The organism is Pseudomonas sp. S3_B08, from assembly GCF_054667725.1.
Genome location: NZ_CP162750.1, coordinates 5,565,270 through 5,591,323, shown reverse-complemented (window position 1 = coordinate 5,591,323; position 26,054 = coordinate 5,565,270). Strand labels below are relative to the sequence as shown.

Here is a 26,054-nt window from a genome sequence, read left to right as displayed (position 1 = left end):
CCAACTTTCAGAGGAGCCGGCCACAATGCCTGCGACCCGTACCTGGTTAAAAAATCCCCTCGCCATTTTCACCTCCAACGAGCTTGATGCCCGTGGCGGCCTTGTCGTGCAAGACGGTGTCATCGTCGAAGTCCTCGCTGCCGGTCAGCAGCCGTCGGCGCCGTGCAATGAAGTGTTCGATGCCCGCGAGCATGTGATCCTGCCGGGCCTGATCAACACCCACCATCACTTCTATCAAACCCTGACCCGCGCCTGGGCGCCGGTGGTCAATCAGCCGTTGTTTCCATGGCTGAAGACCCTGTACCCGGTATGGGCGCGGCTGACGCCTGAAAAACTCGCCCTCGCCACCAAAGTGGCGCTGGCTGAGTTACTGCTCTCGGGTTGCACCACGGCTGCCGACCATCACTATCTGTTCCCGGACGGTCTGGAAAACGCCATCGACGTGCAGGTCGAAACGGTGCGCGAACTGGGCATGCGCGCCATGCTCACACGCGGCTCGATGAGCCTTGGCGAGAAGGACGGCGGTCTGCCTCCACAACAAACGGTGCAGGAAGGTCAGGTGATTCTCGACGACAGCCAGCGGCTGATTCACGAGTATCACGAGCGTGGCGATGGCGCACAGATCCAGATCGCTCTGGCGCCATGCTCGCCATTCTCGGTGACCCCGGAAATCATGTCGGCCAGCGCTGATCTGGCGAACAAGCTCGATGTGCGTCTGCACACCCACCTCGCTGAAACTCTCGATGAAGAAGACTTCTGTCTGCAACGCTTCGGCCTGCGCACCGTCGATTATCTGGATAGCGTCGGCTGGCTCGGCCCGCGTACCTGGCTGGCCCACGGCATCCATTTCAACCCCGACGAAATCGCCCGCCTCGGCCAGGCCGGCACGGGCATCTGCCACTGCCCAAGCTCGAACATGCGCCTGGCGTCCGGCATCTGCCCGAGCATCGAGCTGACCGACGCCGGCGCGCTGTTCGGCCTTGGCGTTGACGGTTCGGCGTCCAACGATGCCTCGAACATGATCCTCGAAGCGCGTCAGGCTTTGTACATCCAGCGCCTGCGCTACGGCGCCGAAAAGATCACCCCGGAGCGCGTGCTGGGCTGGGCGACCAAGGGTTCGGCGAGCCTGCTCGGCCGCACTGACATCGGCGAAATCGCCGTGGGCAAACAGGCGGATCTCGCGTTGTTCAAGCTCGATGAACTGCGCTTCTCCGGTAGCCATGATCCGATTTCGGCGTTGCTGCTGTGCGGCGCTGACCGAGCGGATCGGGTGATGATCGGGGGCAAGTGGCGTGTGGTCGATGGGCAGGTTGAAGGGTTGGATCTGAAAGGTTTGATTGCCGATCACAGCCAGGCGGCTCGGCAGTTGATTGCCGGCACCTGAGTCACCGCCGTTCAAAACTGTGGGAGCGAGCCTGCTCGCGAAGAGGGAGTGTCAGACAACATGTTTGTTGGATGACACACCGCTTTCGCGAGCAGGCTCGCTTGTATGGTTAGACTTGAAGGGGTGGTGGGACGAACAGTTCGCATCTGACTGCTGTAACAGTACAGACCGTGGGAGACCTCGCCCCACCCCTTCCACCAAAAGCGCCGATAGAGAATGCTTCGTTCAAGCGACGATAGAAACAAGCCTGCGCCTCTGGGTGAAACCCCTACAAGTCGTAAAACCTTAGCGTGGAGAAGTGTCAGTGGCAATGCGCGTGTCGAAGTCAATTGTGGGTGTGGACGTCGCCAAAGCTGAACTTGTTATTTATTTAGCAGATCCAGATCTGCTCACCTCGATAACCAATGAAAAGCCCGTCATAAAGCGCTGGCTTAAAACGTTGCCGGGACCCACCGCCATAGCTGTTGAGGCGACAAATGTTTATCACGTCGACTTGGTTGAGTTGGCTCATGAGTCAGGCCACGACGTTTTCATCATCGACGGTTTTCAACTCAGTAATTATCGTAAAGGTGTCGGTGGCCGTAGTAAAACGGACGCATCTGACGCCCGTCTTCTCGCCCGTTTTCTAAAAAATGAAGGCGAAGATTTACGCCCCTGGACCCCACCTCCGGCGGTCTACGGCAAGCTGCAAAGCCTTCTACGACGTAGAGCTTCGCTGATACAGGCCAAAACCAGCCTGACCCAGAGCTGGGCAAATGACGCCAGCTTGAAAGCCGTGTTCGCAACTTTCGTAAAGTCCATGGAAAGGCTGGATTTGCTAGTTCAGAAAAAGCTCAAGGAAATCTTGCGTGAAGCTGGTTTGCTGGAAGAAGTTGCCAGATGCCAAGCCATCGAAGGTATAGGCTTTCTAACTGCAACTGCTTTGGTCATGGCATACAACCGAGGCGACTTTACCAGTGGCGACTCTTATGTCGCGTTTTTAGGCATGGATCTGAGAGTGAGCGACTCGGGCCAAAAAAATGGCCGTAGATATTTAACCAAGCGCGGATGCTCGGAGGTGCGACGGTTACTGCATAACGCCGCCATGTCAGCCTGCCGATCAAATGCCTGGAAGGCGTTCTACAACCACCATCTCAGCTGTGGAAAAGCGACTACACAGGTACTGGTGATGCTCAGCCGTAAACTCGCCCGCATAGCGTTCGCCCTGATGAAAAACCAGAGCGAATATCAATCGAAAGGGGCAGTTATCGCTTGAGGATAACCATAGAATCTCCCACATGGGTATCAGCCAGCCCTAAAGGCCCAGTAGCGACAGCATGATAAAGGTCGCAAACAACACAAAGTGCGTCATGCCCTCAATGGCGTTGGTCTCGCCGTCATTGAGGTTGATTGCGCTGACGATCAGGGTGATGAAGATCATCACCGTTTGCACCGGGGTCATCGCCATTTGAAACGGCTGGCCGGTGTACAGCGCCATCGCTTCCATCACCGGTACGGTCAGAATCACCGTCGACAGTGACGCCCCCATCGCAATGTTGACCACCGACTGCATGCGATTGGCCAGCGCCGCTCGTAATGCGGTGAGAATCTCCGGCGCGGCGGAAATCGCTGCCACCAGAATCGCCGTGATTACCGGCGGCGCGCCCGTGCCTTCCAGGCCCAGATCGAGGGTCTTGGACATCACCTCGGCCAGTGCGCCGATGATCACCACCCCCGACACCAGAATGCCGATCGACAGCGCCAGGCTGACCGGTTTCGGCTCCTGCTCGACCGGCTCCTTCTTGCGACGTTTGTCCGGGTAGCTGTAGCTGAAAAAGTAGCTGTGCGGGCCGACCTGCATGCGCAGGAACAGCGCGTAGAGCACCATCATCGCGCCAATGGTGAACGCCGAATACATCTTCCAATTGGCCTCGGGAATGAACTCCGGGACCACCATCGACACGCCCATCGCGGTGAGGATCATGACGCTGTAGCTGCGCGCCGAATCGTCGTTGTAGGACTGTTCGCCGTGTTTGATCCCGCCCATCAAAGCGGCGAGGCCGAGGATGCCGTTGATGTCGAGCATCACCGCTGAATAAATCGTGTCGCGCACCAGTGTTGCCGAGGCTTCGTTGCTCATCATGATTGCCAGGATCACCACTTCGACCAGCACTGCCGAGAGTGTGAGGATCATCGTGCCGTAGGGATCACCGACTTTTTCCGCCAGCAGTTCGGCGTGATGAGCGACGCGCATCGACGCGGCGACGATGAAGGCAATCAGCAGCAGACCGCCGACCAGCGCGACTATCTGGCCGTTGTGCAGCAGCCAGTGTTCCAGTGGATAAGCAACGCACGCGGCAAGGACTGCCAGCAGCAGGAAGCTTTCTTGTTTGAGGATCGAGAGCATGACGGGCCTTTTGCCGAAAAGAGCTGATGAAGCTACTGACTGCCGCGCGCCGCTAACGTTTCGTTACATCTTTACGCACCACGCGATGGCAGCTGGATTCAGGCATGCACTTTTATTGGCCTTGCCGGCCTCTTCGCGAGCAGGCTCGCTCCCACATTGAAATGCGTCCCTGTGGGAGCGAGCCTGCTCGCGAAGGCCGCACCGCGTTTTCAAATGAGTTTGTTGTCCTGTTGGTCAGCAATTTGCATTGGCCCTGAGCACACACAACAAAATGGAGTTCGGGTTCATGCCAATACGTCCGCTGCACAAACTGCTGTACGCCGCCATCGGTCTGGGAATCAGCCTGAGCGCCAGCGCTGCCGATCCGCTGAAGGTCGGTTTCGTCTACATCGGCCCGATCGGTGACCACGGCTGGACGTATCAGCACGAACAGGGGCGCAAGGCCCTGGCGGAAAAACTCGGCACGCAGATCACCACCAACTACGTGGAAAACGTCGCCGAGGGCGCCGACGCCGAGCGGGTGATCCGCAACATGGCCAAGGACAAATATGACCTGATCTTCACCACGTCTTTCGGCTACATGAACCCGACAGTGAAAGTCGCCAAGCAATTTCCCAAGGTGACGTTCGAACACGCCACCGGTTACAAGCAGGAGAAGAACCTCGGCACCTACCTGGCGCGCACTTACGAGGGCCGTTACGTCGGCGGTTTCCTCGCAGCGAAAATGACCAAGACCAAGAAGATCGGCTACGTCGCCTCGTTCCCGATTCCGGAAGTGATCCGCGACATCAACGCCATCCAGTTGGCCTTGAACAAGTACAACCCCGGCACCGAAATCAAAGTGGTGTGGGTCAACTCCTGGTTCGATCCGGGTAAGGAAGCCGACGCCGCCAACGCGCTGATCGATCAAGGCGTCGACGTGGTGTTCCAGCACACCGACAGCCCGGCGCCGATCCAGGCTGCCGAACGGCGCGGCGTGTATGCCGTGGGCTACGCCTCGGACATGGCCCACTTCGGCCCGAAAGCGGTGCTGACCTCGATCGTCAACGACTGGGCGCCACACTATATTCAGGCGACGCAGAGCGTGATCGACCACACCTGGAAATCCCAGGATTACTGGGGCGGGTTGAAGGAAGGCACAGTGGAACTGCCGATCAGCGATCTGGTGCCGGCGCCGGTGAAAGCCGAAGCCGAGCAGTTGATCGCCGACATCAAGAGCGGCGCATTGCAGCCGTTTACCGGGCCGATCAAGGATCAGGCCGGTGTAGAAAAAATCCCGGCGGGCGTGAGCGCGACCAATGCGGAACTGGCTTCGATGAATTACTACGTTGAGGGCATGAAGGCCGAGATGCCGAAGTAGTCCCCCGATTCACCACACAAAACCCTGTGGGAGCGAGCCTGCTCGCGAAAGCGGTGTGTCATTAAACAAAAATGTTGTCTGACACTCCCTCTTCGCGAGCAGGCTCGCTCCCACATTGGAAACACAGCGTATTCAAGGATTGTGTATGGATCAGCTTCCGATCATTGATATCAGCCCGCTCTATAGCGACGACGAAAACGCCTGGCCTGCGGTGGCCGAACAAATCGACCAAGCCTGCCGTGAGTGGGGCTTTTTCTATATCAAGGGCCATCCGATCTCGGCGCAACGTATCGAGGATCTGCTCGATCACGCCCAGCGCTTCTTTGCCCTGCCAGCCGCAGAAAAACTCAAGATCGACATTACCCAGACCCGCCATCATCGCGGCTACGGCGCAATTGCCACCGAGCAACTGGACCCGGACAAACCCAGTGACCTCAAAGAAACCTTCGACATGGGCCTGCACCTGCCGGACGAGCATCCCGAGGTGCTCGCGGAAAAACCCTTGCGCGGCCCCAATCGGCACCCGGCGCAACCCGGCTGGGAAACGCTGATGGAGCAGCATTACCTCGACATGCAGGCGCTGGCGCAAACCCTGCTTCGAGCGATGACCGTTGCGCTGGGCATCGAGCGCGACTTCTTCGATACGCGTTTTGTCGAACCGGTCAGCGTGTTGCGCATGATCCATTACCCACCGCGTCACACCGCCAGCTCCGCCGAGCAACAAGGTGCCGGCGCCCATACCGATTACGGCTGCATCACCCTGCTCTATCAGGACAGCGCCGGCGGTTTGCAGGTGAAGAACGTCAAAGGTGAATGGATCGACGCGCCACCGATTGACGGCACGTTCGTGGTCAACCTCGGCGACATGATGGCGCGCTGGAGCAACGACCGTTATCGCTCGACGCCGCACCGGGTGATCAGCCCGCTGGGCGTGGATCGCTATTCGATGCCGTTCTTCGCCGAACCGCACCCGGACACGCGCATCGAATGCCTGCCCGGCTGCCAGGACGCGCAGCATCCGGCGAAATATCCGACCACCACCTGCGCGCAATTCCTGCTGTCGCGTTTCGCCGATACCTACGCGTATCGACGTGAGCAAGAGGCGGTTTGATCGATCACCTGGTCAGGTTTTGCCAATTGTTGCGGCCAGCCTCTGTAGAATGCCGGCATTGCACCTGATGAGAAAAGACTATGTACGACTGGCTCAACGCCCTGCCCAAAGCCGAACTGCACCTGCATCTGGAAGGTTCGCTGGAGCCTGAACTGCTGTTCGCCCTGGCCGAACGCAACAAGATCGCCCTGCCGTGGAGCGACGTCGAAACCCTGCGCAAGGCCTACGCCTTCAACAATCTGCAGGAATTTCTCGACCTGTATTACCAGGGCGCCGATGTGCTGCGCACCTCGCAGGATTTCTACGACCTGACCTGGGCCTACCTGCTGCGCTGCAAAGCACAGAACGTGATCCACACCGAACCGTTCTTCGATCCACAGACCCACACCGACCGGGGCATCCCGTTCGAAGTGGTGCTCAACGGCATCGCCGCCGCACTCAAGGATGGCGAGACGCAACTGGGCATCAGCAGCGGTTTGATCCTCAGCTTCCTGCGCCACCTCAGCGAAGACGAAGCACAGAAAACCCTCGATCAGGCGCTGCCGTTCCGTGATGCGTTTGTCGCGGTCGGGCTCGACAGTTCCGAGATGGGCCACCCGCCGAGCAAGTTCAAACGCGTCTTCGATCGCGCCCGCGACGAAGGCTTCCTCACCGTCGCTCACGCCGGTGAAGAAGGCCCGCCGGAGTACATCTGGGAAGCCATCGACCTGCTGAAAATCCAGCGCATCGACCATGGTGTGCGCGCCATCGAAGACGAGCGCCTGATGCAGCGGATCATCGACGAGCAGATTCCGCTGACCGTATGCCCGCTGTCGAACACCAAGCTCTGCGTGTTCGATCACATGTCACAGCACAACATCCTCGACATGCTCGAGCGCGGCGTGAAGGTCACGGTCAACTCCGATGACCCGGCGTATTTCGGCGGTTACGTGACCGAGAACTTCCATGCGCTGCACGAGCATCTGGGTATGACCCAGGATCAGGCCAAGCGCCTGGCGCAGAACAGCCTGGATGCGCGGTTGGTAAAACCGTAAGCAACACCGCAAAACCAATGTGGGAGCGAGCCTGCTCGCGAAGAGGGAGAGTCAGTCAACATTTACGTTGAATGACACACCGCTTTCGCGAGCAGGCTCGCTCCCACATTCATATCGATGTTCACTCGGTAAGCTCTTCCAGGGTCTTGCCCCGCGTCTCCATCCCGAACAGCCACACCACGCCCGCCGCGATCGCGAAGCACGCCGCGCCCAGCGCGAACACCCCGCCCTGCCCGGTAATCGGGAACACCAGCCCGGTCACCAATGGCCCGAGCAGTGAGCCGACGCGGCCGATGGCCGAGGCGAATCCCGAGCCGGTTGCCCGTGCGGACGTCGGGTACAGCTCTGGCGTGTAGGTGTAGAGCACCGCCCACATGCCGAACAGGAAAAACTGCATCAACAGCCCGGTGCCGATCAGCAGCGCCACGTTGCCGCCGAACACCGCGCTCTGCCCGTATAGAAACGCCATCACCCCGCCGCCCAGCAGGGTGACGATGCACACCGGTTTGCGCCCCCAACGCTCGACCAGCCACGCCGCCATGAGGAAGCCGGGAATCCCGCCGAGCGAGATCAGCACCGTGTAGTACACCGACTGCGTCACGGCGAAACCCGACTGCTGCAGCAATGCACTGAGCCAGGAAGTCAGCCCGTAAAAACCCAGCAATGCGAAGAACCACAGACTCCAGATCATCGTTGTACGCTGGCGATATTGCGGCGACCAGATCTGCTTGAGTGCCGAGAAGAAATTACCCGGTGGCGTCACCGTGCGTGGCAAACGAACCGGTTCCGGCAAGGCTGCACCGCAGAGCGAAGCACGCACTCGCGCTTCGATGCCGTTCAACACCTTGTCCGCGTCGACGTCGCGCCCGGCCTGTTCCAGCCAGCGCGGCGACTCAGGGATGAAAAAGCGGATAGCCAGAACGAACACCGCCGGCACCGCCAGTACCAGGAAGATATCGCGCCAGCCAATCAGCGGCAGCAGGAAGTACGAGAGTACGCCCGCCGCGACAAACCCCAGCGGCCAGAAGCCGTCCATCAGGGCGATGTAGCGCCCGCGCCGTTGTGCTGGAATCAGCTCCGAGAGCATCGACTGTGCGATGGGAAACTCCATGCCCATGCCAATTCCGAGCAGGATGCGAAACAGCGTCAGCGTCTCCACCGTCTGCGCCGTCGAACACAGGTAACTGGCCACACCCCACAACACGATGCTCCACTGAAACACCGGTTTGCGCCCGAAGCGGTCGGCGAGCATTCCCGACAGCGACGCCCCGAGCACCATGCCGAAAAAGCTCGAGCTGGCCAGCAACCCCGCTTGCGCACTGCTCAGGCCGAACTCGGCTTTGATCGAGCCGAGCAGGAAAGTCATCATCGCCAGATCCATGGAATCGAAGAAAAACGCCAAGGCGATGATGATGAAAATGACGCGGTGATAGCCGCTGAGCGGCAGCCGTTCCAGGCGTTCAGCCGCACTAAAGCGTTGTGTATTCATGTTGTGCTCCCCCATCCGGAAAATCCCCGGATCGAGTGTGCGCGATGGTCATACAGAGGTCGTACTGGATGCGACCTGTTCACAGCCGTGGACGACGTCAGCCTTCAGCTCATCGCCGAGCAACGCTCTAGAACGCTGTTTCCAGCTCGGTTTCCTTGGCAAAGCGATGGATTTCGCGCTGGCCGGTGGCGGTCAACTGCAAGGCGCGGGAATCGTTGGGCAAGGTCAGCCAGCCGGACTGCATGAACAACTGCAACAGCGCCGCGCCCAGTGAGCCGCCCATGTGCGGACGGCGCTCGCTCCAGTCCGGGCAGGCGCAGGCGACCTGCACGTTGCGGTGGGCCAGGGCCTGGATGAACACTCCGCGCTGCGCCAGTCGGGTGGAGCCTTTGTGCGTCACCACCACCCGCTGCTCAAGCTGTTCGATCCAGCCGGCGTCGAGCAGGCGCTGATACAGGTCGGCCGCCAGGGTGCCGCCCAGATGATCGTCGCAGAACCGCGCGCGCAACAGCGAAGACGGCGCCGCCTGCGGCCTGACCATGGGAGTCGTGCGTTTCAGCGCATCAGGGATTTGCCGTGGCGCGCTGGCAATGGTGGCGCTGGCCAGTGCTTCGATCGCCGCGCCGATTTCCGGTGCCGCCAGGCGAAAGAAGCGTTTGCGCCCACGCATTTCAATGTTCAACAGCCCCCCTGCGGACAGGCGTCCCAGATGCGCACTGGCCGACGACGGCGAGAGCCCGGCCAGCAGCGCCAGCTCTTCGGCTTGCCGCGCCGAGCCATCCATCAACGCCCACATCATCGCGCTGCGCTTGGGGTCGGCCAGCAATGTCGCGATCTGGCTGATGCACGGTGCATGTTCCATATGTTCACTCCCTGTTGAATCGTATCGTCTACCGCTCGGAGACATCCTGGCCGGTTATGGGGCATCGGCCAACACGCGAAAATCGCCCGGGATCGGTGGCAAGGGATGCCACCGACACCAGCTGCTCCGGCACACAACCTGGCAGCAGAAGTAGCAACCGTCACCAAAAGCCGGCAACGCGTTACGGGGTCTGCGCGCCGGGTGTCAGTGCAGGCATGAGGCGGGCGCTAGTATAAGCGGGTTAAGCCAGACGTCCTGCGCCTGGGCCTGGGCAGGTGGCGATTGTTCCTGACAGAAATTTCTCTAATTGCCTGCGACTAATGATCAACTTTGAGGAAACCGGGAAATTGGCTACTCAATTCGGCGCATCGGCTGGCGAGCATCTCTCTCAGAAGGTTCACCGGCTTACTCAATTGTGCGCGATGGGCGCACAACAGATTCAGCGGTGCGCGCTCACACAGCAGTTCCGGCATCAGCACTTTCAGGCGCCCGGCCAATACATCGGCGCCGACGTCGAGCCAGGATTTGTAGGCAATACCGGCACCGGCCAGCGCCCACAGCCGCACGACGTCGGCGTCATCGCTGAAGCGGTCGCCACTCACGGTCAGGCCGACTTCGCGCTTGCCATCGTGAAAACTCCAGTGGTCATGAACGCGGCTGCCGAGCATGTAGAGCAGGCAATTGTGCTGGGCCAATTGCTCGAGATGGCGCGGCTCGCCATGCCGGGCCAGATAGTCGGGGGATGCGCACAAAACCCGGCGATTGTGTGGGGCGATGGGCAAGGCGATCAGGCTGGAATCTTCCGGCTCGCCGTAGCGCAGGGCGATGTCCACCGGTTGCCGGAACAGGTCGGCGATGCGGTCGCCAAGCAGCAGGCGCACCGTCAGCTTCGGGTGTTCACGCTGGAACGCGTCGAGCCACGGCAGCAGCAGATTGCGGCCGAAGTCCGAGGGCGCCGAAAGCTGCAAAATCCCGCTGACCTGATCCTGTCCGCTGGCGAGCAGGCGACGCCCTTCGTCGAGATTGCTCAGGGCGGCGCGGGCATATTCAAGAAAGCCTTCGCCCTCGGCGGTGAGGCGCAGGCTGCGGGTCGAACGCGCCAGCAGCCGCGCACCGAGTTGCTGCTCGATGCGCTTCAACGCCGCGCTGGCCACCGCCGCGGACATGTCCATCACCCGTGCCGCCGCCGACAGGCTGCCCAGATCCGCCGCGCGAACAAACAACTGCAAGTCATCAAAACGCAGCATGCGCAGCCTCGATTATCAAAAAAATATTGAAAGAGACTGCTCTTTTAGCCGGTTTTATCGCGCAGAGAAATAGCCAATGATGGCCTCCATCGAATTCATCCCGATTCTGGAGTCCGCGCATGTCCCAGCCCTTTACCGCTATCGCCACCCTGACCGCCAAACCCGGTCAGCAGGACGTTCTCGAACAGGCGCTGCGCGCCCTCGTCGAACCGAGCCGCGCCGAGCCCGGTTGTGGCCAGTACGACCTGCACCGCGACCTTGCCGATCCGCAGGTTTTTTATGTCATCGAACAGTGGGCCAGTGACGAGATTCTTGAGGCGCACAACGCCAGCGCGCATTTTCAGAAGTTTCAGGCCAGCGCCGGCCACACCATCGAACACTTCCAGCTCAAACGCCTCGGCAAGATTGCCTGAATCCTTCTTCTATCAACTGTACGGAGCCATTTATGAAAGCCATTGCCTATTACGCTTCCCTGCCGATCAGCGACGCCAAGTCCCTGCAGGACATTGAACTGCCAGAGCCGGTCGCCGGCCCGCGCGACCTCTTGGTGGAGGTCAAAGCCATTTCGGTCAACCCGGTCGACACCAAAGTGCGGCAGAACATGGCGCCGGAAAACGGCGCGGCGAAAGTGCTGGGCTGGGACGTTGCCGGTGTGGTCAAGGCGGTCGGCAGCGAAGTCACCCTGTTCAAGGCGGGCGACAAGGTGTTCTACGCCGGTTCGATCGCCCGGGCCGGTGGCAACAGCGAGTTGCACGTGGTCGATGAGCGCATCGTCGGCCACATGCCCAAGTCCCTCGGTTTTGCCGAAGCCGCCGCGCTGCCGCTGACCGCGATCACTGCGTGGGAATTGCTCTTCGAGCGCCTGCAAATCAGCGAAGGCAGCAATGATGAGGGTCAGAGCCTGCTGATCGTTGGCGCGGCGGGCGGAGTGGGCTCGATCCTTACCCAATTGGCCAAGCAGTTGACCGGCCTGAAAGTGATCGGCACCGCTTCCCGCCCACAGACCCGTGACTGGGTCAGCGAACTCGGTGCCGATCTGGTCATCGATCACAGCCAGCCACTGAGCGAAGAATTGAAGCGCGCCGGCATCGACAGCGTGACCCACGTCGCCAGCCTGACCCAGACCGATCAGCATCTGGCGCAACTGGTCGAAGCCCTCGCGCCGCAAGGCAAGCTGGCGCTGATCGACGATCCGAAGTCCCTCGACATCAGCCTGCTCAAGCGCAAGAGCCTGTCGCTGCACTGGGAGTTCATGTACACCCGCTCGCTGTTCGAAACGCCGGACATGATCGAACAGCACAAGCTGCTCAACCGCGTCGCCGAACTGATCGACGCCGGCACTTTGAAGACAACTTTGGGCGAGCACTTCGGTGTGATCAACGCAGCCAACCTGCGACGCGCCCATGAGCTGCTGGAAAGCGGCAAGGCCAAGGGGAAAATTGTTTTAGAAGGTTTCTAAAAAAATAAAGCCTCGCAACCGCTCGTGATGCCAGAGCGGTTGCGGGGCTTTTTGCCGTCAGTCGGTTGCTTGACCCTTGTCACAATTACGCGGGTATCGAGGTCTACAATCGAAGCCTCTGCGATACATCTTTTACGCAAGGGAGGTCAGCAATGAAGATCCTGATAAAAGAAGTGGCAAAGTCTCAATGGCAGGTGCGCCTGGACCAGCACGTCGTAACCTTTCGCAGTGAAGCCGAGGCTCTGGCCTTCACTCGCACCCTCGAAGCGCGACTCTGCGCGCCCCACCGAATCCCCGAACCCAGCCAGCAGCGCGCCGCCGGCTGAGCTCCAAAGTCGAGCGTTCAGACCTGGGCTTGCGCCAACGCCCGGGCATTCTGCAAACGCCGGGTGAGCAGCGCGACGCTCACCACCAGCAAACCGCACAGGCTGATGACCATCGCCATCGGCACGGCGCTGCCATCGTGCAACACCCCCACCAACGCGGCGGCACCGGCGGCGATGCTGAATTGCAGGCAACCGAGCATTGCCGATGCACTGCCGGCACGGGCGCCCTGACCGTTCATTGCGCAAGCTGAGGCGTTGGGAATGATGCAGCCGAGGCTGGCAATGCAGATGAACAGCGGAATCAGCAACGGCCACAACGCCTCTGGACGCATCGCGCTGACCGCCAACAGCGTCAGCCCGGCGAGGAAATACACCCACACCGCGCGCACCAGCAAGAACGCCGGGCCACGCTTGGCCAGCAGACGCGCATTGACCTGCGCCACCAGAATGAACCCCGCCGCGTTGGTGCCGAACAGCCAGCCAAAATGCTCGGCGGGTACACCGTAGAGCTTGATGAACACAAACGGTGAGCCAGCGATGTAGGCGAACATGCCGGCGATCGCGATGCCGCCGGTCAGGGCGTGGCCGAGGTAGACCGAATCCTTGACCAGTCGCGCGTACTGGCGCAACGCACCGGACAACGGCTGGCGCGGCACATGGGCCGGCATGCTTTCCGGCAGCCCCAACGCCACCGCCAGACCCGCCGCCGCACTGAACCCGGTGAGGACCAGAAAGATCGACTGCCAACCCGTGGTGTTGACCAGCAGCCCACCGAGCATCGGCGCCAGAATCGGCGCCAGCCCCATCACCAGCATCAACTGGGAAAACACCTTCGCCGAGCCCACCGCGTCGCACTTGTCGGCAACCACCGCGCGGGAAATCACCATGCCCGCACAACCACCGAGTGCCTGGACGAAACGCGCGCCGATCAGCCATTCCAGGCTCGGCGCGTAGGCGCAGGCCAATGACGCCAGGGTGAACAGAGCAACGCCGCTGAGCAGCGGAAGTCGCCGGCCGAAACGATCGGAAATCGGCCCGTAAGCCAGTTGCCCCAGAGACAGACCGAGGAAGTAAGCCGCCAGCGTCAGCTGGACATGCTGCTCATCGGTGCCGAAGGCCAGCGCCATGGCCGGGAAGGCAGGTAAATAGAAGTCGATCGCCAAAGGACCGAAGGCGCTCAAGGCGCCGAGTATCAAAATCGTGCGGAAATTCATCAGGCATCCAGGTGGGCAAGTCGCAGCCCGACAGTCTAGCCGCGCCCGGACGCCTTGAACATTCCGATAGCTCGCTAACGATCAATTTCAGACGAGCTTCACCTCATAACCCTCTTCGCGGATCGCTTCGATGACCTGATCGGCACTCAGCGCACTTTCGACGCCGACTTCCCTGGCCGCCAGATCGACCCGCACGCTGGCTGCCGGATCCAGCGCCTGCACCGCAGTGGTAATGGCTTTGACGCAATGACCGCAGGACATGCCTTGAACGTTGAACACTTGCATGGGAAGACTCCTTTGAGTGAGGTTGCCGGCAGTCTCGAGCTTGCCACGATGGCAAGGTCAAGTTCTGCGAAAAACTGCCGGGCTGGCAATCGGCGCCGCGCTCGGCCAAGCTGCGTGTATCAATGACTGAAATTCAGGAGATTCAGCCATGCGCTGGTCAGCTTTGGGCCTGTTTGGCTTGCTCAGCCTTTTCGCCGCCGTCCCGCAGGTGCAAGCCGCCGGCGAGGATTACGCGGTACTGATCATTTCCCGCGAGCGCCTCGAAGTGGCGACCTCGTGCGAAATCGGCGTGTACATCCAGGACCAGCTCTCGGCGCGCCTGTTCCAGGAGCAGAGCACGTCGTTCAACTTGCCGCCGGGCAAGGTTTCGCTGCGCTTGAAACTGCTGCCGGGCCAGGCACCGGGTTGCAATCCCGGCATGCTCGCACCGGGTTCGCAGGAAGTCGTGCTGCACGCCGGGGATGTGCTGAAGTTCCGCTTGGCAATGAATGCCGAAGGCGTGTACCTGAAACCTGCAGGCCTGGGTTATTGAGCAACCGCCTCGACCTGTGGGAGCGAGCCTGCTCGCGAAAGCGCCGGGTCAGCCAACATGATTGCTGAATGATGCACCGCATTCGCGAGCAGGCTCGCTCCCACAAGAATGGTGCTTGACCTTGCCCGCATGGCAAGGTTGATCCTGTAGACGTCCACTACAGGGAGCGCGACCGATGTCCGAATCCACCACTTTCGATCTGCCAATTGCCGGCATGACCTGTGCCAGTTGCGCCGGGCGTGTCGAGCGAGCCCTGCGCAAGGTCAGCGGCGCCAGCACCGTCAGCGTCAACCTCGCCACCGAACAGGCTCGCGTGCAGGCGCCCGGCGACAGCCTGCCGGCGCTGATGCAAGCCGTGGAGCGCGCCGGTTACAGCGTGCCCCGGCAAACCGTCGAATTGAGCATCGACGGCATGACCTGCGCCTCCTGCGTCGGTCGCGTCGAACGTGCCCTGAGCAAAGTCCCAAGCGTGAGCAGCGTCAGCGTCAATCTGGCCAACGAACGTGCGCACATCGAATTACTCGGCCAGGTCGATACGCAAACCCTGCTCGACGCGGTGAGCAAGGCCGGTTACTCGGCCTGCGTCTGGCAAGCTGAACGGCCACAGTCCGATGACCAGCAAAAACGCCTGCATCGCGAGCGCTGGGCATTGATCTGCGCGATCGCCCTCGCTCTGCCGCTGGTGTTGCCGATGTTGCTGCAGCCGTTCGGCATTCATTGGATGCTCCCGGCCTGGGCGCAATTCGCCCTCGCCACACCGGTGCAATTCATCTTCGGCGCACGCTTTTATGTTGCGGCGTGGAAAGCCGTGCGCGCCGGTGCCGGCAACATGGACCTGCTCGTCGCCCTCGGCACCAGCGCCGGTTATGGCCTGAGTGTCTATGAATGGGCCAGCGCCGCCGGACGCATGCCGCATCTGTATTTCGAGGCCTCGGCGGTGGTCATCGCTTTGGTGTTGCTCGGCAAATATCTCGAAAGCCGCGCCAAACGCCAGACCGCCAGCGCCATCCGCGCTCTTGAAGCGTTGCGGCCGGAGCGGGCGATTCAAGTCATCGACGGGCGTGAGCAGGACGTTGCGATCAGCGCCCTGCGCCTCGACGATCTGGTGCTGGTCAAACCCGGCGAACGCTTCCCGGTGGATGGCGAAGTCGTTGAAGGCCAGAGCCACGCCGACGAAGCGCTGATCAGTGGCGAAAGCCTGCCAGTGCCGAAACAGCCGGGCGACAAGGTCACCGGCGGCGCGATCAATGGCGAAGGTCGTTTGCTGGTGCGCACCCAGGCGCTCGGCGCGGAAACCGTGCTGGCGCGGATCATTCGTTTGGTCGAGGACGCGCAAGCGGCGAAAGCGCCGATCCAGAAACTGGTGGACAAGGTCAGCCAGATCTTCGTGCCGACCGTATTGCTGATCGCCCTGGCCACGCTGATCGGCTGGTGGCTGTACGGCGCACCGCTGGAAACTGCGCTGATCAATGCCGTCGCCGTGCTGGTGATTGCCTGCCCGTGCGCCCTCGGCCTCGCCACCCCGACGGCGATCATGGCCGGCACCGGCGTCGCCGCACGCCACGGCATTCTGATCAAGGACGCCGAAGCACTGGAGCGCGCCCATGAAGTCAGCAGTGTGGTGTTCGACAAGACCGGCACGCTGACCTCGGGTACGCCGCGTATCGCGCACTTCAGCGCGGTCGATGGTGACGAAAACAATCTGCTGACACTGGCCGGTGCCTTGCAGCGCGGCAGCGAGCATCCGTTGGCCAAAGCCGTGCTGGATGCAGCCGCCGAACGCGGCTTGAACGTGCCCGACGTCAGCGACAGCCAGTCGCTGACCGGGCGCGGCATCGCTGGCACGCTGGATGGCCGGCGCCTGGCGCTGGGCAATCGGCGGATGCTCGACGAAAGCGGGTTGGGTGCCGGTGAATTGAGCACATCCGCCGAAGCGTGGGAACGCGAAGGTCGGACACTGTCGTGGCTGATCGAACAAAGTCCTGAGCCGAAGGTACTGGGTCTGTTCGCCTTCGGTGACACGCTGAAACCCGGCGCACTGCAAGCGGTGCAACAACTCGCCGCGCGGGATATCCAGAGCCACCTGCTGACCGGCGACAATCGCGGCAGCGCACGGGTGGTGGCCGAGGCCTTGGGCATCCAAAATGTCCACGCCGAAGTGCTGCCGGCCGACAAGGCCGCGACCGTCGCCGAGCTGAAGAAAACCAGCGTAGTCGCCATGGTCGGCGATGGCATCAACGACGCCCCGGCCCTCGCCGCTGCCGACATCGGCATCGCCATGGGCGGCGGCACCGACGTCGCCATGCACGCGGCCGGCATCACCTTGATGCGCGGCGATCCGCGACTGGTGCCGGCGGCGCTGGAGATCAGCCGCAAGACCTACGCAAAGATTCGCCAGAACCTGTTCTGGGCCTTTGTCTACAACCTGATCGGCATTCCGCTGGCGGTATTCGGTTTCCTCAATCCGGTGCTGGCCGGCGCGGCGATGGCGCTGTCGAGCGTCAGCGTGGTGAGCAATGCGCTACTGTTGAAAACCTGGAAGCCCAAGGACCTGGAGGAACACCGATGAACATCGGCCAAGCAGCCCGGCAGAGTGGCCTGAGCGCAAAAATGATTCGTTATTACGAGTCGATCGGCCTGCTCAAAGCGGCCAATCGCACCGACAGCGGCTACCGCGTATACGGCAGCGATGACCTGCACACGCTGGCGTTCATCAAGCGCTCGCGGGATCTGGGCTTTTCCCTGGAAGAGGTCGGCAAGCTGCTGACCCTCTGGCAGGATCGCCAGCGCGCCAGCGCCGACGTGAAGGCCCTGGCGCGCCAGCACATCGACGAGCTGAACCAGAAGATCCGCGAGCTCGGCGAGTTGCGGGACACCCTGCAGGATCTGGTCGAGCATTGCAGCGGCGACCATCGCCCGGACTGCCCGATCCTCAAGGAGCTGGCGTCGGGCTGCTGCGCGCAACCCGCTCGCGCCTGATCCGCAACAGCGTCACCACGCACAGGGTGCCGAGGGGAATGCCGTGGAACAGCATGACCACGGCCCCCGGCGTCCACCACGCATAGAACGGCGCAGCGACCAGCATGCCGATGCCGAAACCGCTCATCTGCAGCAAGGTCAGCACGCTGAAAATCGGCAGGCGCAACGCCGCAGGTTCCCGTTGTAGCCGTGACATCAGGCTGACTTCGGAAACCCCGTCGCCAAGCCCCGCCGGCAAGGCGAACACCAGCAGACCGTAGAGGCTGTGCTGCTGGAACATCAGAATGAAACCGCAGGACATCAGCGCCACGCCGCAGAAAAATCTTCTTTCGAGGTGGCTGTTCTCCGAGCCCTTGAGGTGACTGGCGATGCGTGCGCCGAGCAGTTTGCCGCTGGCCCATACCGCAAGCGCCAGACCCAAAGTCGTGCTGGCCGCGTCCGGGGTGAGCAGTTTCGAAATGATCGGGAAGCCGACGTTGTGCGCGGCGCTGCCCAAGGTGTCGGCCATGGTCACCGCGAGCATTGCCGCAACCACTGGCGTCGAACGCAGGCCCTGCCGCAGCGCAAACCATTCACCGCGCTCCGGCTGTTCGCTGACATCGTTTTTTTCGAAACGCAGCGGCACGATCAGCAGCGCCGCGAGCAAATAGGTCAGCGCGTTTAGGGCGAAGACCGTTTCGAAACCAAAAGCAGCCACCAGCAACCCCGACACCAGACTGCCGCCGACCATGGCGGCTGAAGAAGCTGAAGTGATCCAGGCGTTAGCCTTGAGCAATTGCGCCGGCTCGATCAAACGCGGCAACTGGCTGTTGAGGCCGATGGCGAACATCGAATTGCCCAAGCCGAGGCCGAAGGCAATCAACGGCAACAGCCACGCCTGCTGACTCGCCGGAGTGATCAACAGCAGTCCCAGCAGTGCCGCACGCAACAGATCAAAAGCAATCAGCGGCGCGCGGCCCTGCCAGCGCCGGTAGAAGCGCGTGCCGATCAGGCTGGCGAAAATTCCGCCACCGACGCGGCTGGCAAGGAAAACGCCGACGCTCATGGCGCTGTTGCTTAACAGATAAACGTAGGTGGCCAGCGCGACCATGTTGAGGAAGGCGCCGAAATCGGAGATCAGCCGGGCGGTTACGATCAGGTGGGTGTTGCGTGGGGTGGTCACATTCAGTCCTTGAGTGTGGTTGGAGCGCTGGACAGTAGACGCGAATAAGCCAGGATCCGAAAGCCCCCTCACCCTAGCCCTCTCCCAAAGGGAGAGGGGACCGATTGGGGGATATTTGGGAGATACACCGACCTGAACGTTTTTCTTTGAATCCATAATCGACTCGGTTTTTTCAGGTCGATGTATGGCTAAAGACACCTCGGTCGGCCCCCTCTCCCTCCGGGAGAGGGCTGGGGTGAGGGTGCTTTTTGACTCAAACAAAAAACCCGGCCGAAGCCGGGTTTTTCATCACGCGATCACTGCATCCACGGCGGTGGAGGCGGTTCTTCGGGTTTGCCTTTCGGCGCGTCGTCCGCCGCGCGAATGGCCTGCTTGCGTTCCTCGTCGAGGCGCGCCGCTTCGATTTCGCGCAGCACCCCGCCGACATCCGCCAGGTCCTCCGGATCGTCGAACTCACCGGTCAGCACACTGTTCGGGTGCAAGGTGCCGGCTTCGTACAACGCCCACATTTCCTTGGCATATTTGGTCTTCTTCAATTCCGGCGCGAAGCGACCGAAGTACGAAGCCATGTTGCCAACGTCACGCTCGAGCATGCTGAACGCGTGGTTGTTGCCCGCAGCGTCGACTGCCTGGGGCAGGTCAATAATCACCGGACCGGTCGGGGTCAGCAGCACGTTGAACTCGGAGAGGTCACCGTGCACCAGACCGGTACACAACATCAGCACGATCTGCGAAATCAGGAAGGCGTGATACTCGCGCGCCTGATCAGGCTCCAGCACCACATCGTTCAGACGCGGCGCGGCGTCGCCGAATTCGTCGGCCACCAGCTCCATCAACAGCACGCCGTCGAGGAAGTCATAGGGTTTGGGCACTCGCACGCCGGCGCCGGCCAGACGGAACAGCGCCGCCACTTCGGCGTTCTGCCAGGCGTCTTCGGTCTCTTTGCGACCGAACTTGGACCCCTTCGCCATGGCCCGCGCCTGACGACTGTTACGAACCTTGCGGCCTTCCTGATACTCGGCCGCCTGGCGGAAACTGCGTTTATTCGCCTCCTTGTAGACCTTGGCGCAACGTAACTGATTGCCGCAGCGCACTACATAAACAGCTGCCTCTTTGCCACTCATCAGTGGACGCAGCACTTCGTCGACCAGACCGTCCTCGATCAGGGGTTCAATGCGTTTTGGAGTCTTCATCAGCTTTTATTGTGGGTCCTTTATTACCAAACACGCGAATGTCACTCGTTATACGGCAATCCTCGCCCGACGGGGAGGGGTTGCCGACCTGTGAACCTTGAGGATGCACACACTGTGCCGGATCAATCGCAGCGACCCGGGCGAATCATAGCCGAGACCGTGGCATTGATTGGTATCGGTCGGCAAGGGCATTTGCGACAGAATCTGACATGCACATGCACCGGAGCACCTGTGGGAGCGAGCCTGCTCGCGAAAGCGCTCTGTCAGCAGAGAATGATGGCGACTGACACGGCGCCTTCGCGAGCAGGCTCGCTCCCACATTGGAATACTGCTTAGCGTTCAATGATCGCGGTGACACCCTGCCCGCCCGCCGCACAGATCGAAATCAACCCTCGCCCCTTGCCCGCCGCATCCAGCAGCTTGGCCAAATTCGCGACAATGCGCCCGCCCGTTGCGGCGAACGGATGCCCCGCCGCCAGCGAACTGCCTTTTACATTGAGCCGACTGCGATCAATCGAACCCAGCGGTGCGTCGAGTCCCAGGCGGGTTTGGCAATATTCGGGATCCTCCCAGGCCTTGAGCGTGCACAGCACTTGCGCGGCGAAGGCTTCGTGAATTTCGTAGTAATCAAAATCCTGCAACGTCAGCCCATTGCGCGCCAGCAAGCGTGGCACGGCATACACCGGCGCCATCAGCAGGCCCTCGGCACCGTTGACGAAATCCACTGCCGCCGCTTCGCCGTCGCGCAGATAAGCGAGGATCGGCAAGCCGCGCTCTCTGGCCCATTCTTCACTGCCGAGCAACACCACCGAAGCGCCATCGGTGAGCGGCGTGGAATTGCCCGCCGTCAGCGTGCCCTTGGCGCTTTTCTCGAAGGCCGGTTTCAGCGCGGCGAGTTTTTCCAGGGTCAGGTCCGGGCGCAGATTGTTATCGCGGGTCAGGCCGAGGAATGGCGTCATCAGATCGTTGTGCCAGCCTTCGCTGTAGGAAGCGGCGAGCTTGTGGTGGCTTTCGAGGGCCAGTTGATCTTGTTCTTCACGGGGAATATTCCAGGTCTGCGCCATCAGTTCGCAGTGCTCGCCCATCGACAGGCCAGTGCGTGGCTCGCCGTTGCGCGGGAATTCGGGGATCAGGTGCTGGGGGCGCAACTGAAAAAGGGTTTTCAGTTTGTCGCCGGTGCTCTTGGCGCGGTTGGCCTGCAGAAGAATTCTGCGCAGGCCTTCGCTGACGCTGATCGGCGCATCGGAGGTGGTGTCGACGCCGCCGGCAATGCCGCAGTCGATCTGGCCGAGGGCGATCTTGTTCGCCACCAGCAACGCCGCTTCCAGACCGGTGCCGCAGGCTTGCTGGATGTCATAGGCCGGTGTCGTCGGAGACAAGCGCGAGCCGAGCACACATTCGCGGGTCAGGTTCATATCCCGTGACAATTTAAGCACAGCGCCCGCCACTACCTCGCCGATGCGCTGGCCGTGCAGGTTGTAGCGCTCGATCAGGCCTTCCAGCGCGGCGGTGAGCATCGCCTGATTGCTGGCCGTGGCGTACGGCCCGTTGGAGCGGGCGAAAGGGATGCGGTTACCGCCGATGATCGCGACGCGGCGCAGCTGGGTCATGGATAACTCCTGTGGAATTTGCGGATTCACATGGAAACCTGTGGGAGCTGGCTTGCCAGCGATGGGGGCGGCACTCCCAACCCTTCAGCGGCTGACACTCCGCTATCGCGGGCAAGCCCGCTCCCACAGGGTCAGTGGTCTACTCTGCTAAACCAGCGTAGGCCTTATTGCGCCGATCGAACGATTGATTGCCGTAGACAGTCCACACTTTGAACCCCAACTTCTGGAGAGCGTTCCATGTCTGACCGCTATATCGACTTCGCCAACTCATCCTTCGGCCATCGTCTGGTCGGGGCCTTGGGCCTGCCGTCGCCGGTGCGGCTGGAACGCTGTCAGGCGGGGCGTCTGCGGCCGATCGAGGGCGCCCTGTTGATCGGTGGCGGGCCGCTGGCCGAACGGATCAGCGTGTTTGCCAATCGCTTGACCGACGCGATCTACAGCTACGGCACCGAGCCCTCGCTGGCCACTGCATGGATCCCCGGCCACGGGCCGAAACTCAAAGCGGTGGTGTTCGACGCCAGCGCTCTGCAACACACCGACCAGCTCAAGCAGTTGCGCGAGTTCTTTCAGCCATTGATGAAGAACCTCGACCATAGCGCGCACCTGGTGATTCTCGGCCGCGCGCCGGAAACCTTGGGTGATCCGTTCGCCTCCAGCGCACAGCGAGCACTTGAAGGCTTCTCGCGCTCGCTGGCCAAAGAGCTGCGCGGCGGTGGCACCTTGCAGTTGATCTACGTCGGCGAAGGTGCCGAGGATCAATTGGAAGGCCCACTGCGATTTTTCCTCTCGCCGAAAAGTGCATTCGTTTCCGGCCAGGTGATTCGCCTGACCGCGTGCGCCACGCCAGTCACTGACTGGACCCGACCGCTGGCCGGGCGCAAGGCGCTGGTCACCGGTGCTGCGCGCGGCATCGGCGCGTCGATTGCCGAAACCCTGGCCCGTGATGGCGCTGAGGTGATCCTCCTCGACGTACCGCCGGCCAAGACCGACCTCGAGGCCCTCGCCGCGCGCCTCGGCGGCCGTGCGATTACCCTCGATATCTGCGCCGATGACGCCGCCGCGCACTTGATCGAACAACTGCCCGACGGGCTCGACATCCTCGTGCACAACGCCGGCATCACCCGCGACAAAACCTTGGCCAACATGACCCCGGAATTCTGGGACGCGGTGCTGGCCGTCAACCTCAATGCCCCGCAAGTGCTGACCAAGGCGCTGCTCGACAGCGGCACCCTGCGCGACAACGCACGGGTGGTCCTGCTCGCCTCGATCAGCGGCATCGCCGGCAATCGCGGACAAACCAATTACGCGGCGAGCAAGGCTGGCCTGATCGGTCTGGCCCAGGCATGGGCGCCAACGCTGCTGGAACGCGGCATCAGCATCAACGCCGTAGCCCCCGGTTTTATCGAAACCCAGATGACCGCGCACATTCCGTTCGGCCTGCGCGAGGCCGGGCGGCGCATGAGTTCGCTGGGCCAGGGTGGCTTGCCGCAGGACGTCGCCGAAGCCGTGGCGTGGCTGGCGCAACCGGGCACGGGCGCGTTCACCGGGCAGGCGCTGCGGGTCTGTGGGCAAAGTGTTCTGGGGGCATAAAGATGAGCATCGAATGGCACACGCTGGATCGCGAACCGAGTCTGCCGGGGCTTTATTCGCGCGCAGCGACGCGACGCAAAATCACCGGTACGCAACTGCCCGACAGCGGCCTGCGCTGCTGGGTCGATATCGACAGCAAACGGCTGGCGGCCTATCGCAGGGTCTGCGGTTTCGTCGATGACGGCCTGCTGCCGCCGACCTATCCACACATCCTCGCCTTTGCCTTGCAGATGCAATTGCTCACGGCCAGGGATTTTCCCTTCCCGCTGCTGGGGCTGATTCACCTGAGCAACCGCATCCGCGTGTTGCGGCCAATGGGCGCGATCAGTCGCGCGCAAGTCAGCGTGCGCGTGCACAACCTGCAACCACATGCCAAGGGCGCGACGTTCGATCTGTTGACCACCCTCGACGATCAGCTCGGGCCGCTGTGGGAAGCCGAAAGCCAGATGCTCTGTCGCGGGGTGAAACTCGAGGGCGAAGCGCTGGCTCAGGAATGGCAGCCGTCACAAGACTTGCTCGAAGTGGCGCGCTGGACTGCGCCGGCCGATATCGGTCGCCAGTATGCGAAAGTCTCCGGCGACTACAACCCGATTCACCTCAGTGCGGCGAGCGCCAAACTGTTCGGGTTTCCCACCGCGATCGCGCACGGACTGTGGAACAAGGCACGCACACTGGCGGCACTCTCTGATCACCTGCCCAAAGCCAACCTGGAAATCGCCGTGCACTTTCGCAAACCGGTGCGCCTGCCCAGTGAAGTGACATTGCTGGCAAGTGCCGCGGGATCCAGCGGTGAGTTGCGCCTGGTCGGTGCCGGCGACCTGGAACATATGGTCGGTCAGTGGCAACCGATCGCCTGATCTGGCGGGGCGGAAAAACCCGTTAATTGTGTATATATCACTTAAGTTTTTCCGCGCCCTGCCCGCTGCTTTGCAAAAAACCGAGCCTTGAATTTCAAGGCTTTTTTTTGCCCGTTTATTACCTGGGTATTAGTCCTTCGGCATAGCGCCGAGCCCTCTATATAAAGGGGTTAATACCAACTTGAGAATGGTGAAAAACCTGCCGTCGACTGAGATTACAGCCACGGACGAGGCATCGCCGACGACAGATCGGCGAGCCATCGAAGGCAACGTAACGTTGTGACAGGTGCAGGAATCTCAATCATGAAAACTCAAGTGATGTGGTCCAAATCGGCAATCGCGCTGGCACTGATTCTTTCGGTCGGCCTCGTCGGCTGCAGCAGCGGCGGTGGCGGTCATCGCAGCAGTTCGGGCAGCTCGACGGCGGACGGCACGGCGGGCACCGATGGCAGCGGTGGCGCGGGCGGCGGGACCGGCGGCGATACTGCCGGCACTGGCGGCACTGGCGGCGGAACCGGTGGTACTGGCGGCACTGGCGGTGGCACCGATCCGACCAATCCGACAGACCCGACCGATCCCACCACTCCGACCAACCCGGCCACTCCTTCGCTGGTGACCACAACACTTGTTCAGGATGTCGGCAAAACCGTCAGCGGTGTCGGCGATGGCGTCGGCCAGATCGGCGATTCGCTGAGCACTGTTCCGGTCGCTGGCGGCATCGTCCAAAGCGTGGCCAACACCACCGGCAACGTGGTCAGCACCTTGGGCGATGGCGTCACTGATGGCATCGGCAAACTGGCCACTGACCCCAATGGCCTGACCACCACCGTCGCCTCGGTTGGCGGCGTGGTTTCCGATGTTGGCGACGGCGTGTCGGACCTAAGCGTCAAACTCAACACAGCGACCCGCAGCGTTCCTGTCGTTGGCGGTGTAGTCACCCGCGTGGCGCCGCTGGTCGATGGCATCGGCGAAAAAGTCACCATGCTTGGCGACACCCTCAACACCTCACTGACCAGCGGCCCGACCCGCCAGTTGACCGACAAGGTCGGCAGCGGCCTGGTACCGGTGATCGCCATGGTCGAAAGCACCACCGACAAACTCGGCGATGCCACCGGTCTGGGTGATCCGCTCAAAGGGGTGATCTCGAAAGTGGGCGGCACGGTGAACAGTCTTGGCGGCAAAGTTACCGACGCAGGCAGTGGCAATGCCCTGACCAACACCCTCGGCGGCGCCCTGAGCAACACCGGCCTGGCGGTCGGCAAAGCGGGTGGCCTGGTGTCCAATGGCACTGGCTCGGGCAGTGGCGGCATCGGTGGCGGGCTGGGCGGCACCGGTCTGCTGCAAACTGTCGGTGGTGCGGTGGTCAACGTCGGCAGCGGTCTGAATGCCGGCAGCACCAGCGGCGTGGTCAGTGCCGGCGGCGTCACCGCCGGCGGGCTGGGCAACACGATTGCTTCGATCAACACCGTACTCGGTGGTTCGGGCACACCGATTACTGCATCCACCTCGCCGCTGGCCAGCGTCGGCGCCGCTGTCGGTGCGGGACTCAATCCGGTCACCAGCGCGGTCACCACTGTCACTCAACAGGTCGGCGCCGCTACCGGTCTCGGCACTCCGGTCGCTGGTCTTACAAATCAGGTGGGCGCCGCAGTCGGCAATCTCGGCGGAGCGATTGCCGCCACCAACAACCCGGTCACCACTGCTGTCGGCGGTCTGGTTACCAACGTCGGCGGCACCGTGGCAGCGGTCGGTGGTCTGGTCAACAGCGGCACTGCCACTGGTGGCGGCACGGCAACCGGTGGTCTGGGCGGGGTACTCGGTGGCCTGACCGGCGCGTTGAGCGGCACTCAACGCTGAATTGCACCTGGCCGATTCGACGGCCTTACCTACAGCGCCTACGCTTGGTTGAGGGCGGAAGATTCCCACGAGTCTTCCGCCTTTTTTCTACGGAAAAATCTGCCCTGTGCTGTGTTC

23 protein-coding genes are annotated in these 26,054 nt (G+C 61.7%); 14 read left to right on the top strand and 9 right to left on the bottom strand.

All coding sequences use genetic code 11. The features are described 5' to 3' along the window. Positions 1–25: 25 nt before the first annotated feature. Together AB4N73_RS25135 and AB4N73_RS25130 are read left to right on the top strand one after the other, a co-directional pair. Positions 26–1,384 carry an 8-oxoguanine deaminase gene (locus AB4N73_RS25135; protein ID WP_073471861.1) on the top strand — a complete coding sequence of 453 codons (1,359 nt, stop codon included), beginning with the start codon at positions 26–28 and terminating at the stop codon, positions 1,382–1,384. Positions 1,385–1,688: 304 nt separating this feature from the next. Then, complete coding sequence (locus AB4N73_RS25130; RefSeq protein WP_076563955.1) at positions 1,689–2,639, top strand: IS110 family transposase; 951 nt, start codon at positions 1,689–1,691, stop codon at positions 2,637–2,639. A gap of 39 nt (positions 2,640–2,678) precedes the next feature. Here AB4N73_RS25130 and AB4N73_RS25125 read toward each other — a convergent pair whose 3' ends face one another. Then, positions 2,679–3,770, bottom strand: a complete 1,092-nt coding sequence (locus tag AB4N73_RS25125; RefSeq protein WP_315436068.1) for a calcium:proton antiporter — start codon at positions 3,768–3,770, stop codon at positions 2,679–2,681. Positions 3,771–4,056: 286 nt separating this feature from the next. Between AB4N73_RS25125 and AB4N73_RS25120 the strand changes: the two genes are divergently transcribed. The 3 genes from AB4N73_RS25120 to AB4N73_RS25110 all read left to right on the top strand — a co-directional run bounded on the left by AB4N73_RS25120 (position 4,057) and on the right by AB4N73_RS25110 (position 7,275). Beyond that, positions 4,057–5,130 carry a BMP family ABC transporter substrate-binding protein gene (locus tag AB4N73_RS25120; RefSeq protein ID WP_095180882.1) on the top strand — a complete coding sequence of 358 codons (1,074 nt, stop codon included), beginning with the start codon at positions 4,057–4,059 and terminating at the stop codon, positions 5,128–5,130. A 145-nt stretch (positions 5,131–5,275) separates the two neighbouring features. Beyond that, entirely contained in the window at positions 5,276–6,241 is a 966-nt protein-coding gene (locus tag AB4N73_RS25115; RefSeq protein WP_460142688.1) for a 2-oxoglutarate and iron-dependent oxygenase domain-containing protein, read from the top strand. Positions 6,242–6,321: 80 nt separating this feature from the next. Continuing rightward, entirely contained in the window at positions 6,322–7,275 is a 954-nt protein-coding gene (locus AB4N73_RS25110; protein ID WP_024011466.1) for an adenosine deaminase, read from the top strand. 121 nt (positions 7,276–7,396) lie between these two features. On the opposite strand, the gene AB4N73_RS25105 is transcribed toward AB4N73_RS25110, so the two are convergent. The 3 genes from AB4N73_RS25105 to AB4N73_RS25095 all read right to left on the bottom strand — a co-directional run bounded on the left by AB4N73_RS25105 (position 7,397) and on the right by AB4N73_RS25095 (position 10,873). Beyond that, positions 7,397–8,764 carry an MFS transporter gene (locus tag AB4N73_RS25105; RefSeq protein WP_056787772.1) on the bottom strand — a complete coding sequence of 456 codons (1,368 nt, stop codon included), beginning with the start codon at positions 8,762–8,764 and terminating at the stop codon, positions 7,397–7,399. A 127-nt stretch (positions 8,765–8,891) separates the two neighbouring features. Beyond that, positions 8,892–9,626, bottom strand: coding sequence for an ArsR/SmtB family transcription factor (locus AB4N73_RS25100; RefSeq protein ID WP_041479646.1), 735 nt, complete (start codon positions 9,624–9,626; stop codon positions 8,892–8,894). Between the two features lie 317 nt (positions 9,627–9,943). After that, positions 9,944–10,873, bottom strand: coding sequence for a LysR family transcriptional regulator (locus AB4N73_RS25095; RefSeq protein WP_252883132.1), 930 nt, complete (start codon positions 10,871–10,873; stop codon positions 9,944–9,946). Positions 10,874–10,992: 119 nt separating this feature from the next. Between AB4N73_RS25095 and AB4N73_RS25090 the strand changes: the two genes are divergently transcribed. The 3 genes from AB4N73_RS25090 to AB4N73_RS25080 all read left to right on the top strand — a co-directional run bounded on the left by AB4N73_RS25090 (position 10,993) and on the right by AB4N73_RS25080 (position 12,658). Continuing rightward, complete coding sequence (locus AB4N73_RS25090) at positions 10,993–11,286, top strand: putative quinol monooxygenase (RefSeq protein ID WP_125917567.1); 294 nt, start codon at positions 10,993–10,995, stop codon at positions 11,284–11,286. Between the two features lie 32 nt (positions 11,287–11,318). Next, the gene (locus AB4N73_RS25085; RefSeq protein WP_252887275.1) at positions 11,319–12,332 is read left to right on the top strand and encodes a zinc-binding alcohol dehydrogenase family protein; all 1,014 of its coding nucleotides are present in this window, start codon (positions 11,319–11,321) and stop codon (positions 12,330–12,332) included. Positions 12,333–12,484: 152 nt separating this feature from the next. Continuing rightward, a complete protein-coding gene (locus AB4N73_RS25080; protein WP_016771823.1) occupies positions 12,485–12,658 on the top strand; it encodes a hypothetical protein in 174 nt (57 codons plus the stop codon). A gap of 17 nt (positions 12,659–12,675) precedes the next feature. On the opposite strand, the gene AB4N73_RS25075 is transcribed toward AB4N73_RS25080, so the two are convergent. Beyond that, a complete protein-coding gene (locus tag AB4N73_RS25075; RefSeq protein ID WP_024011460.1) occupies positions 12,676–13,872 on the bottom strand; it encodes a multidrug effflux MFS transporter in 1,197 nt (398 codons plus the stop codon). An 87-nt stretch (positions 13,873–13,959) separates the two neighbouring features. Then, positions 13,960–14,157, bottom strand: a complete 198-nt coding sequence (locus AB4N73_RS25070) for a cation transporter (RefSeq protein ID WP_130912908.1) — start codon at positions 14,155–14,157, stop codon at positions 13,960–13,962. A 148-nt stretch (positions 14,158–14,305) separates the two neighbouring features. Between AB4N73_RS25070 and AB4N73_RS25065 the strand changes: the two genes are divergently transcribed. From AB4N73_RS25065 to cueR, 3 genes are all read left to right on the top strand, one after another. Beyond that, complete coding sequence (locus AB4N73_RS25065) at positions 14,306–14,689, top strand: hypothetical protein (RefSeq protein WP_024011458.1); 384 nt, start codon at positions 14,306–14,308, stop codon at positions 14,687–14,689. Between the two features lie 175 nt (positions 14,690–14,864). Beyond that, entirely contained in the window at positions 14,865–17,258 is a 2,394-nt protein-coding gene (gene cueA / locus AB4N73_RS25060; protein ID WP_460142687.1) for a copper resistance metal-translocating P1-type ATPase CueA, read from the top strand. After that, on the top strand, positions 17,255–17,668 hold the full coding sequence (gene cueR, locus AB4N73_RS25055; RefSeq protein ID WP_016771827.1) for a Cu(I)-responsive transcriptional regulator: 414 nt from the start codon (positions 17,255–17,257) through the stop codon (positions 17,666–17,668). The genes cueA and cueR overlap by 4 nt, the downstream gene beginning before the upstream one ends. Here the strand turns inward: cueR and AB4N73_RS25050 are convergent. The 3 genes from AB4N73_RS25050 to AB4N73_RS25040 form a co-directional block, all read right to left on the bottom strand. Continuing rightward, the gene (locus tag AB4N73_RS25050; protein ID WP_460142686.1) at positions 17,622–18,830 is read right to left on the bottom strand and encodes an MFS transporter; all 1,209 of its coding nucleotides are present in this window, start codon (positions 18,828–18,830) and stop codon (positions 17,622–17,624) included. The two genes, cueR and AB4N73_RS25050, sit on opposite strands and share 47 nt — an antisense overlap. 296 nt (positions 18,831–19,126) lie before the next feature. Beyond that, entirely contained in the window at positions 19,127–20,023 is an 897-nt protein-coding gene (locus AB4N73_RS25045; RefSeq protein WP_016771829.1) for a PA4780 family RIO1-like protein kinase, read from the bottom strand. A 332-nt stretch (positions 20,024–20,355) separates the two neighbouring features. Next, positions 20,356–21,633, bottom strand: coding sequence for an acetyl-CoA C-acetyltransferase (locus AB4N73_RS25040; RefSeq protein ID WP_460142685.1), 1,278 nt, complete (start codon positions 21,631–21,633; stop codon positions 20,356–20,358). Positions 21,634–21,870: 237 nt separating this feature from the next. Here AB4N73_RS25040 and AB4N73_RS25035 point away from each other — a divergent pair, with 237 nt between their 5' ends. The 3 genes from AB4N73_RS25035 to AB4N73_RS25025 all read left to right on the top strand — a co-directional run bounded on the left by AB4N73_RS25035 (position 21,871) and on the right by AB4N73_RS25025 (position 25,937). After that, positions 21,871–23,223: a 3-oxoacyl-ACP reductase gene (locus AB4N73_RS25035; protein WP_305382156.1), complete on the top strand. Its 1,353-nt coding sequence runs from the start codon at positions 21,871–21,873 to the stop codon at positions 23,221–23,223. A gap of 2 nt (positions 23,224–23,225) precedes the next feature. Next, a complete protein-coding gene (locus AB4N73_RS25030) occupies positions 23,226–24,080 on the top strand; it encodes a MaoC family dehydratase (protein ID WP_460142684.1) in 855 nt (284 codons plus the stop codon). A gap of 303 nt (positions 24,081–24,383) precedes the next feature. Beyond that, positions 24,384–25,937 carry a collagen-like triple helix repeat-containing protein gene (locus tag AB4N73_RS25025; RefSeq protein ID WP_460142683.1) on the top strand — a complete coding sequence of 518 codons (1,554 nt, stop codon included), beginning with the start codon at positions 24,384–24,386 and terminating at the stop codon, positions 25,935–25,937. Positions 25,938–26,054: the final 117 nt, after the last annotated feature.

What these genes read in the sequence shown, in the direction of transcription:
- AB4N73_RS25090 (WP_125917567.1), top strand. Translation starts at nt 10,993, where the DNA reads ATGTCCCAGCCCTTTACCGCTATCGCCACCCTGACCGCCAAACCCGGT.
- AB4N73_RS25105 (WP_056787772.1), bottom strand. Translation starts at nt 8,764, where the DNA reads ATGAATACACAACGCTTTAGTGCGGCTGAACGCCTGGAACGGCTGCCG.
- AB4N73_RS25070 (WP_130912908.1), bottom strand. Translation starts at nt 14,157, where the DNA reads ATGCAAGTGTTCAACGTTCAAGGCATGTCCTGCGGTCATTGCGTCAAA.
- AB4N73_RS25125 (WP_315436068.1), bottom strand. Translation starts at nt 3,770, where the DNA reads ATGCTCTCGATCCTCAAACAAGAAAGCTTCCTGCTGCTGGCAGTCCTT.
- AB4N73_RS25135 (WP_073471861.1), top strand. Translation starts at nt 26, where the DNA reads ATGCCTGCGACCCGTACCTGGTTAAAAAATCCCCTCGCCATTTTCACC.
- AB4N73_RS25030 (WP_460142684.1), top strand. Translation starts at nt 23,226, where the DNA reads ATGAGCATCGAATGGCACACGCTGGATCGCGAACCGAGTCTGCCGGGG.
- AB4N73_RS25110 (WP_024011466.1), top strand. Translation starts at nt 6,322, where the DNA reads ATGTACGACTGGCTCAACGCCCTGCCCAAAGCCGAACTGCACCTGCAT.
- AB4N73_RS25100 (WP_041479646.1), bottom strand. Translation starts at nt 9,626, where the DNA reads ATGGAACATGCACCGTGCATCAGCCAGATCGCGACATTGCTGGCCGAC.
- AB4N73_RS25080 (WP_016771823.1), top strand. Translation starts at nt 12,485, where the DNA reads ATGAAGATCCTGATAAAAGAAGTGGCAAAGTCTCAATGGCAGGTGCGC.
- AB4N73_RS25065 (WP_024011458.1), top strand. Translation starts at nt 14,306, where the DNA reads ATGCGCTGGTCAGCTTTGGGCCTGTTTGGCTTGCTCAGCCTTTTCGCC.
- AB4N73_RS25025 (WP_460142683.1), top strand. Translation starts at nt 24,384, where the DNA reads ATGAAAACTCAAGTGATGTGGTCCAAATCGGCAATCGCGCTGGCACTG.
- AB4N73_RS25035 (WP_305382156.1), top strand. Translation starts at nt 21,871, where the DNA reads ATGTCTGACCGCTATATCGACTTCGCCAACTCATCCTTCGGCCATCGT.
- AB4N73_RS25040 (WP_460142685.1), bottom strand. Translation starts at nt 21,633, where the DNA reads ATGACCCAGCTGCGCCGCGTCGCGATCATCGGCGGTAACCGCATCCCT.
- AB4N73_RS25085 (WP_252887275.1), top strand. Translation starts at nt 11,319, where the DNA reads ATGAAAGCCATTGCCTATTACGCTTCCCTGCCGATCAGCGACGCCAAG.
- AB4N73_RS25075 (WP_024011460.1), bottom strand. Translation starts at nt 13,872, where the DNA reads ATGAATTTCCGCACGATTTTGATACTCGGCGCCTTGAGCGCCTTCGGT.
- AB4N73_RS25045 (WP_016771829.1), bottom strand. Translation starts at nt 20,023, where the DNA reads ATGAAGACTCCAAAACGCATTGAACCCCTGATCGAGGACGGTCTGGTC.
- cueA (WP_460142687.1), top strand. Translation starts at nt 14,865, where the DNA reads ATGTCCGAATCCACCACTTTCGATCTGCCAATTGCCGGCATGACCTGT.
- cueR (WP_016771827.1), top strand. Translation starts at nt 17,255, where the DNA reads ATGAACATCGGCCAAGCAGCCCGGCAGAGTGGCCTGAGCGCAAAAATG.
- AB4N73_RS25120 (WP_095180882.1), top strand. Translation starts at nt 4,057, where the DNA reads ATGCCAATACGTCCGCTGCACAAACTGCTGTACGCCGCCATCGGTCTG.
- AB4N73_RS25095 (WP_252883132.1), bottom strand. Translation starts at nt 10,873, where the DNA reads ATGCTGCGTTTTGATGACTTGCAGTTGTTTGTTCGCGCGGCGGATCTG.
- AB4N73_RS25115 (WP_460142688.1), top strand. Translation starts at nt 5,276, where the DNA reads ATGGATCAGCTTCCGATCATTGATATCAGCCCGCTCTATAGCGACGAC.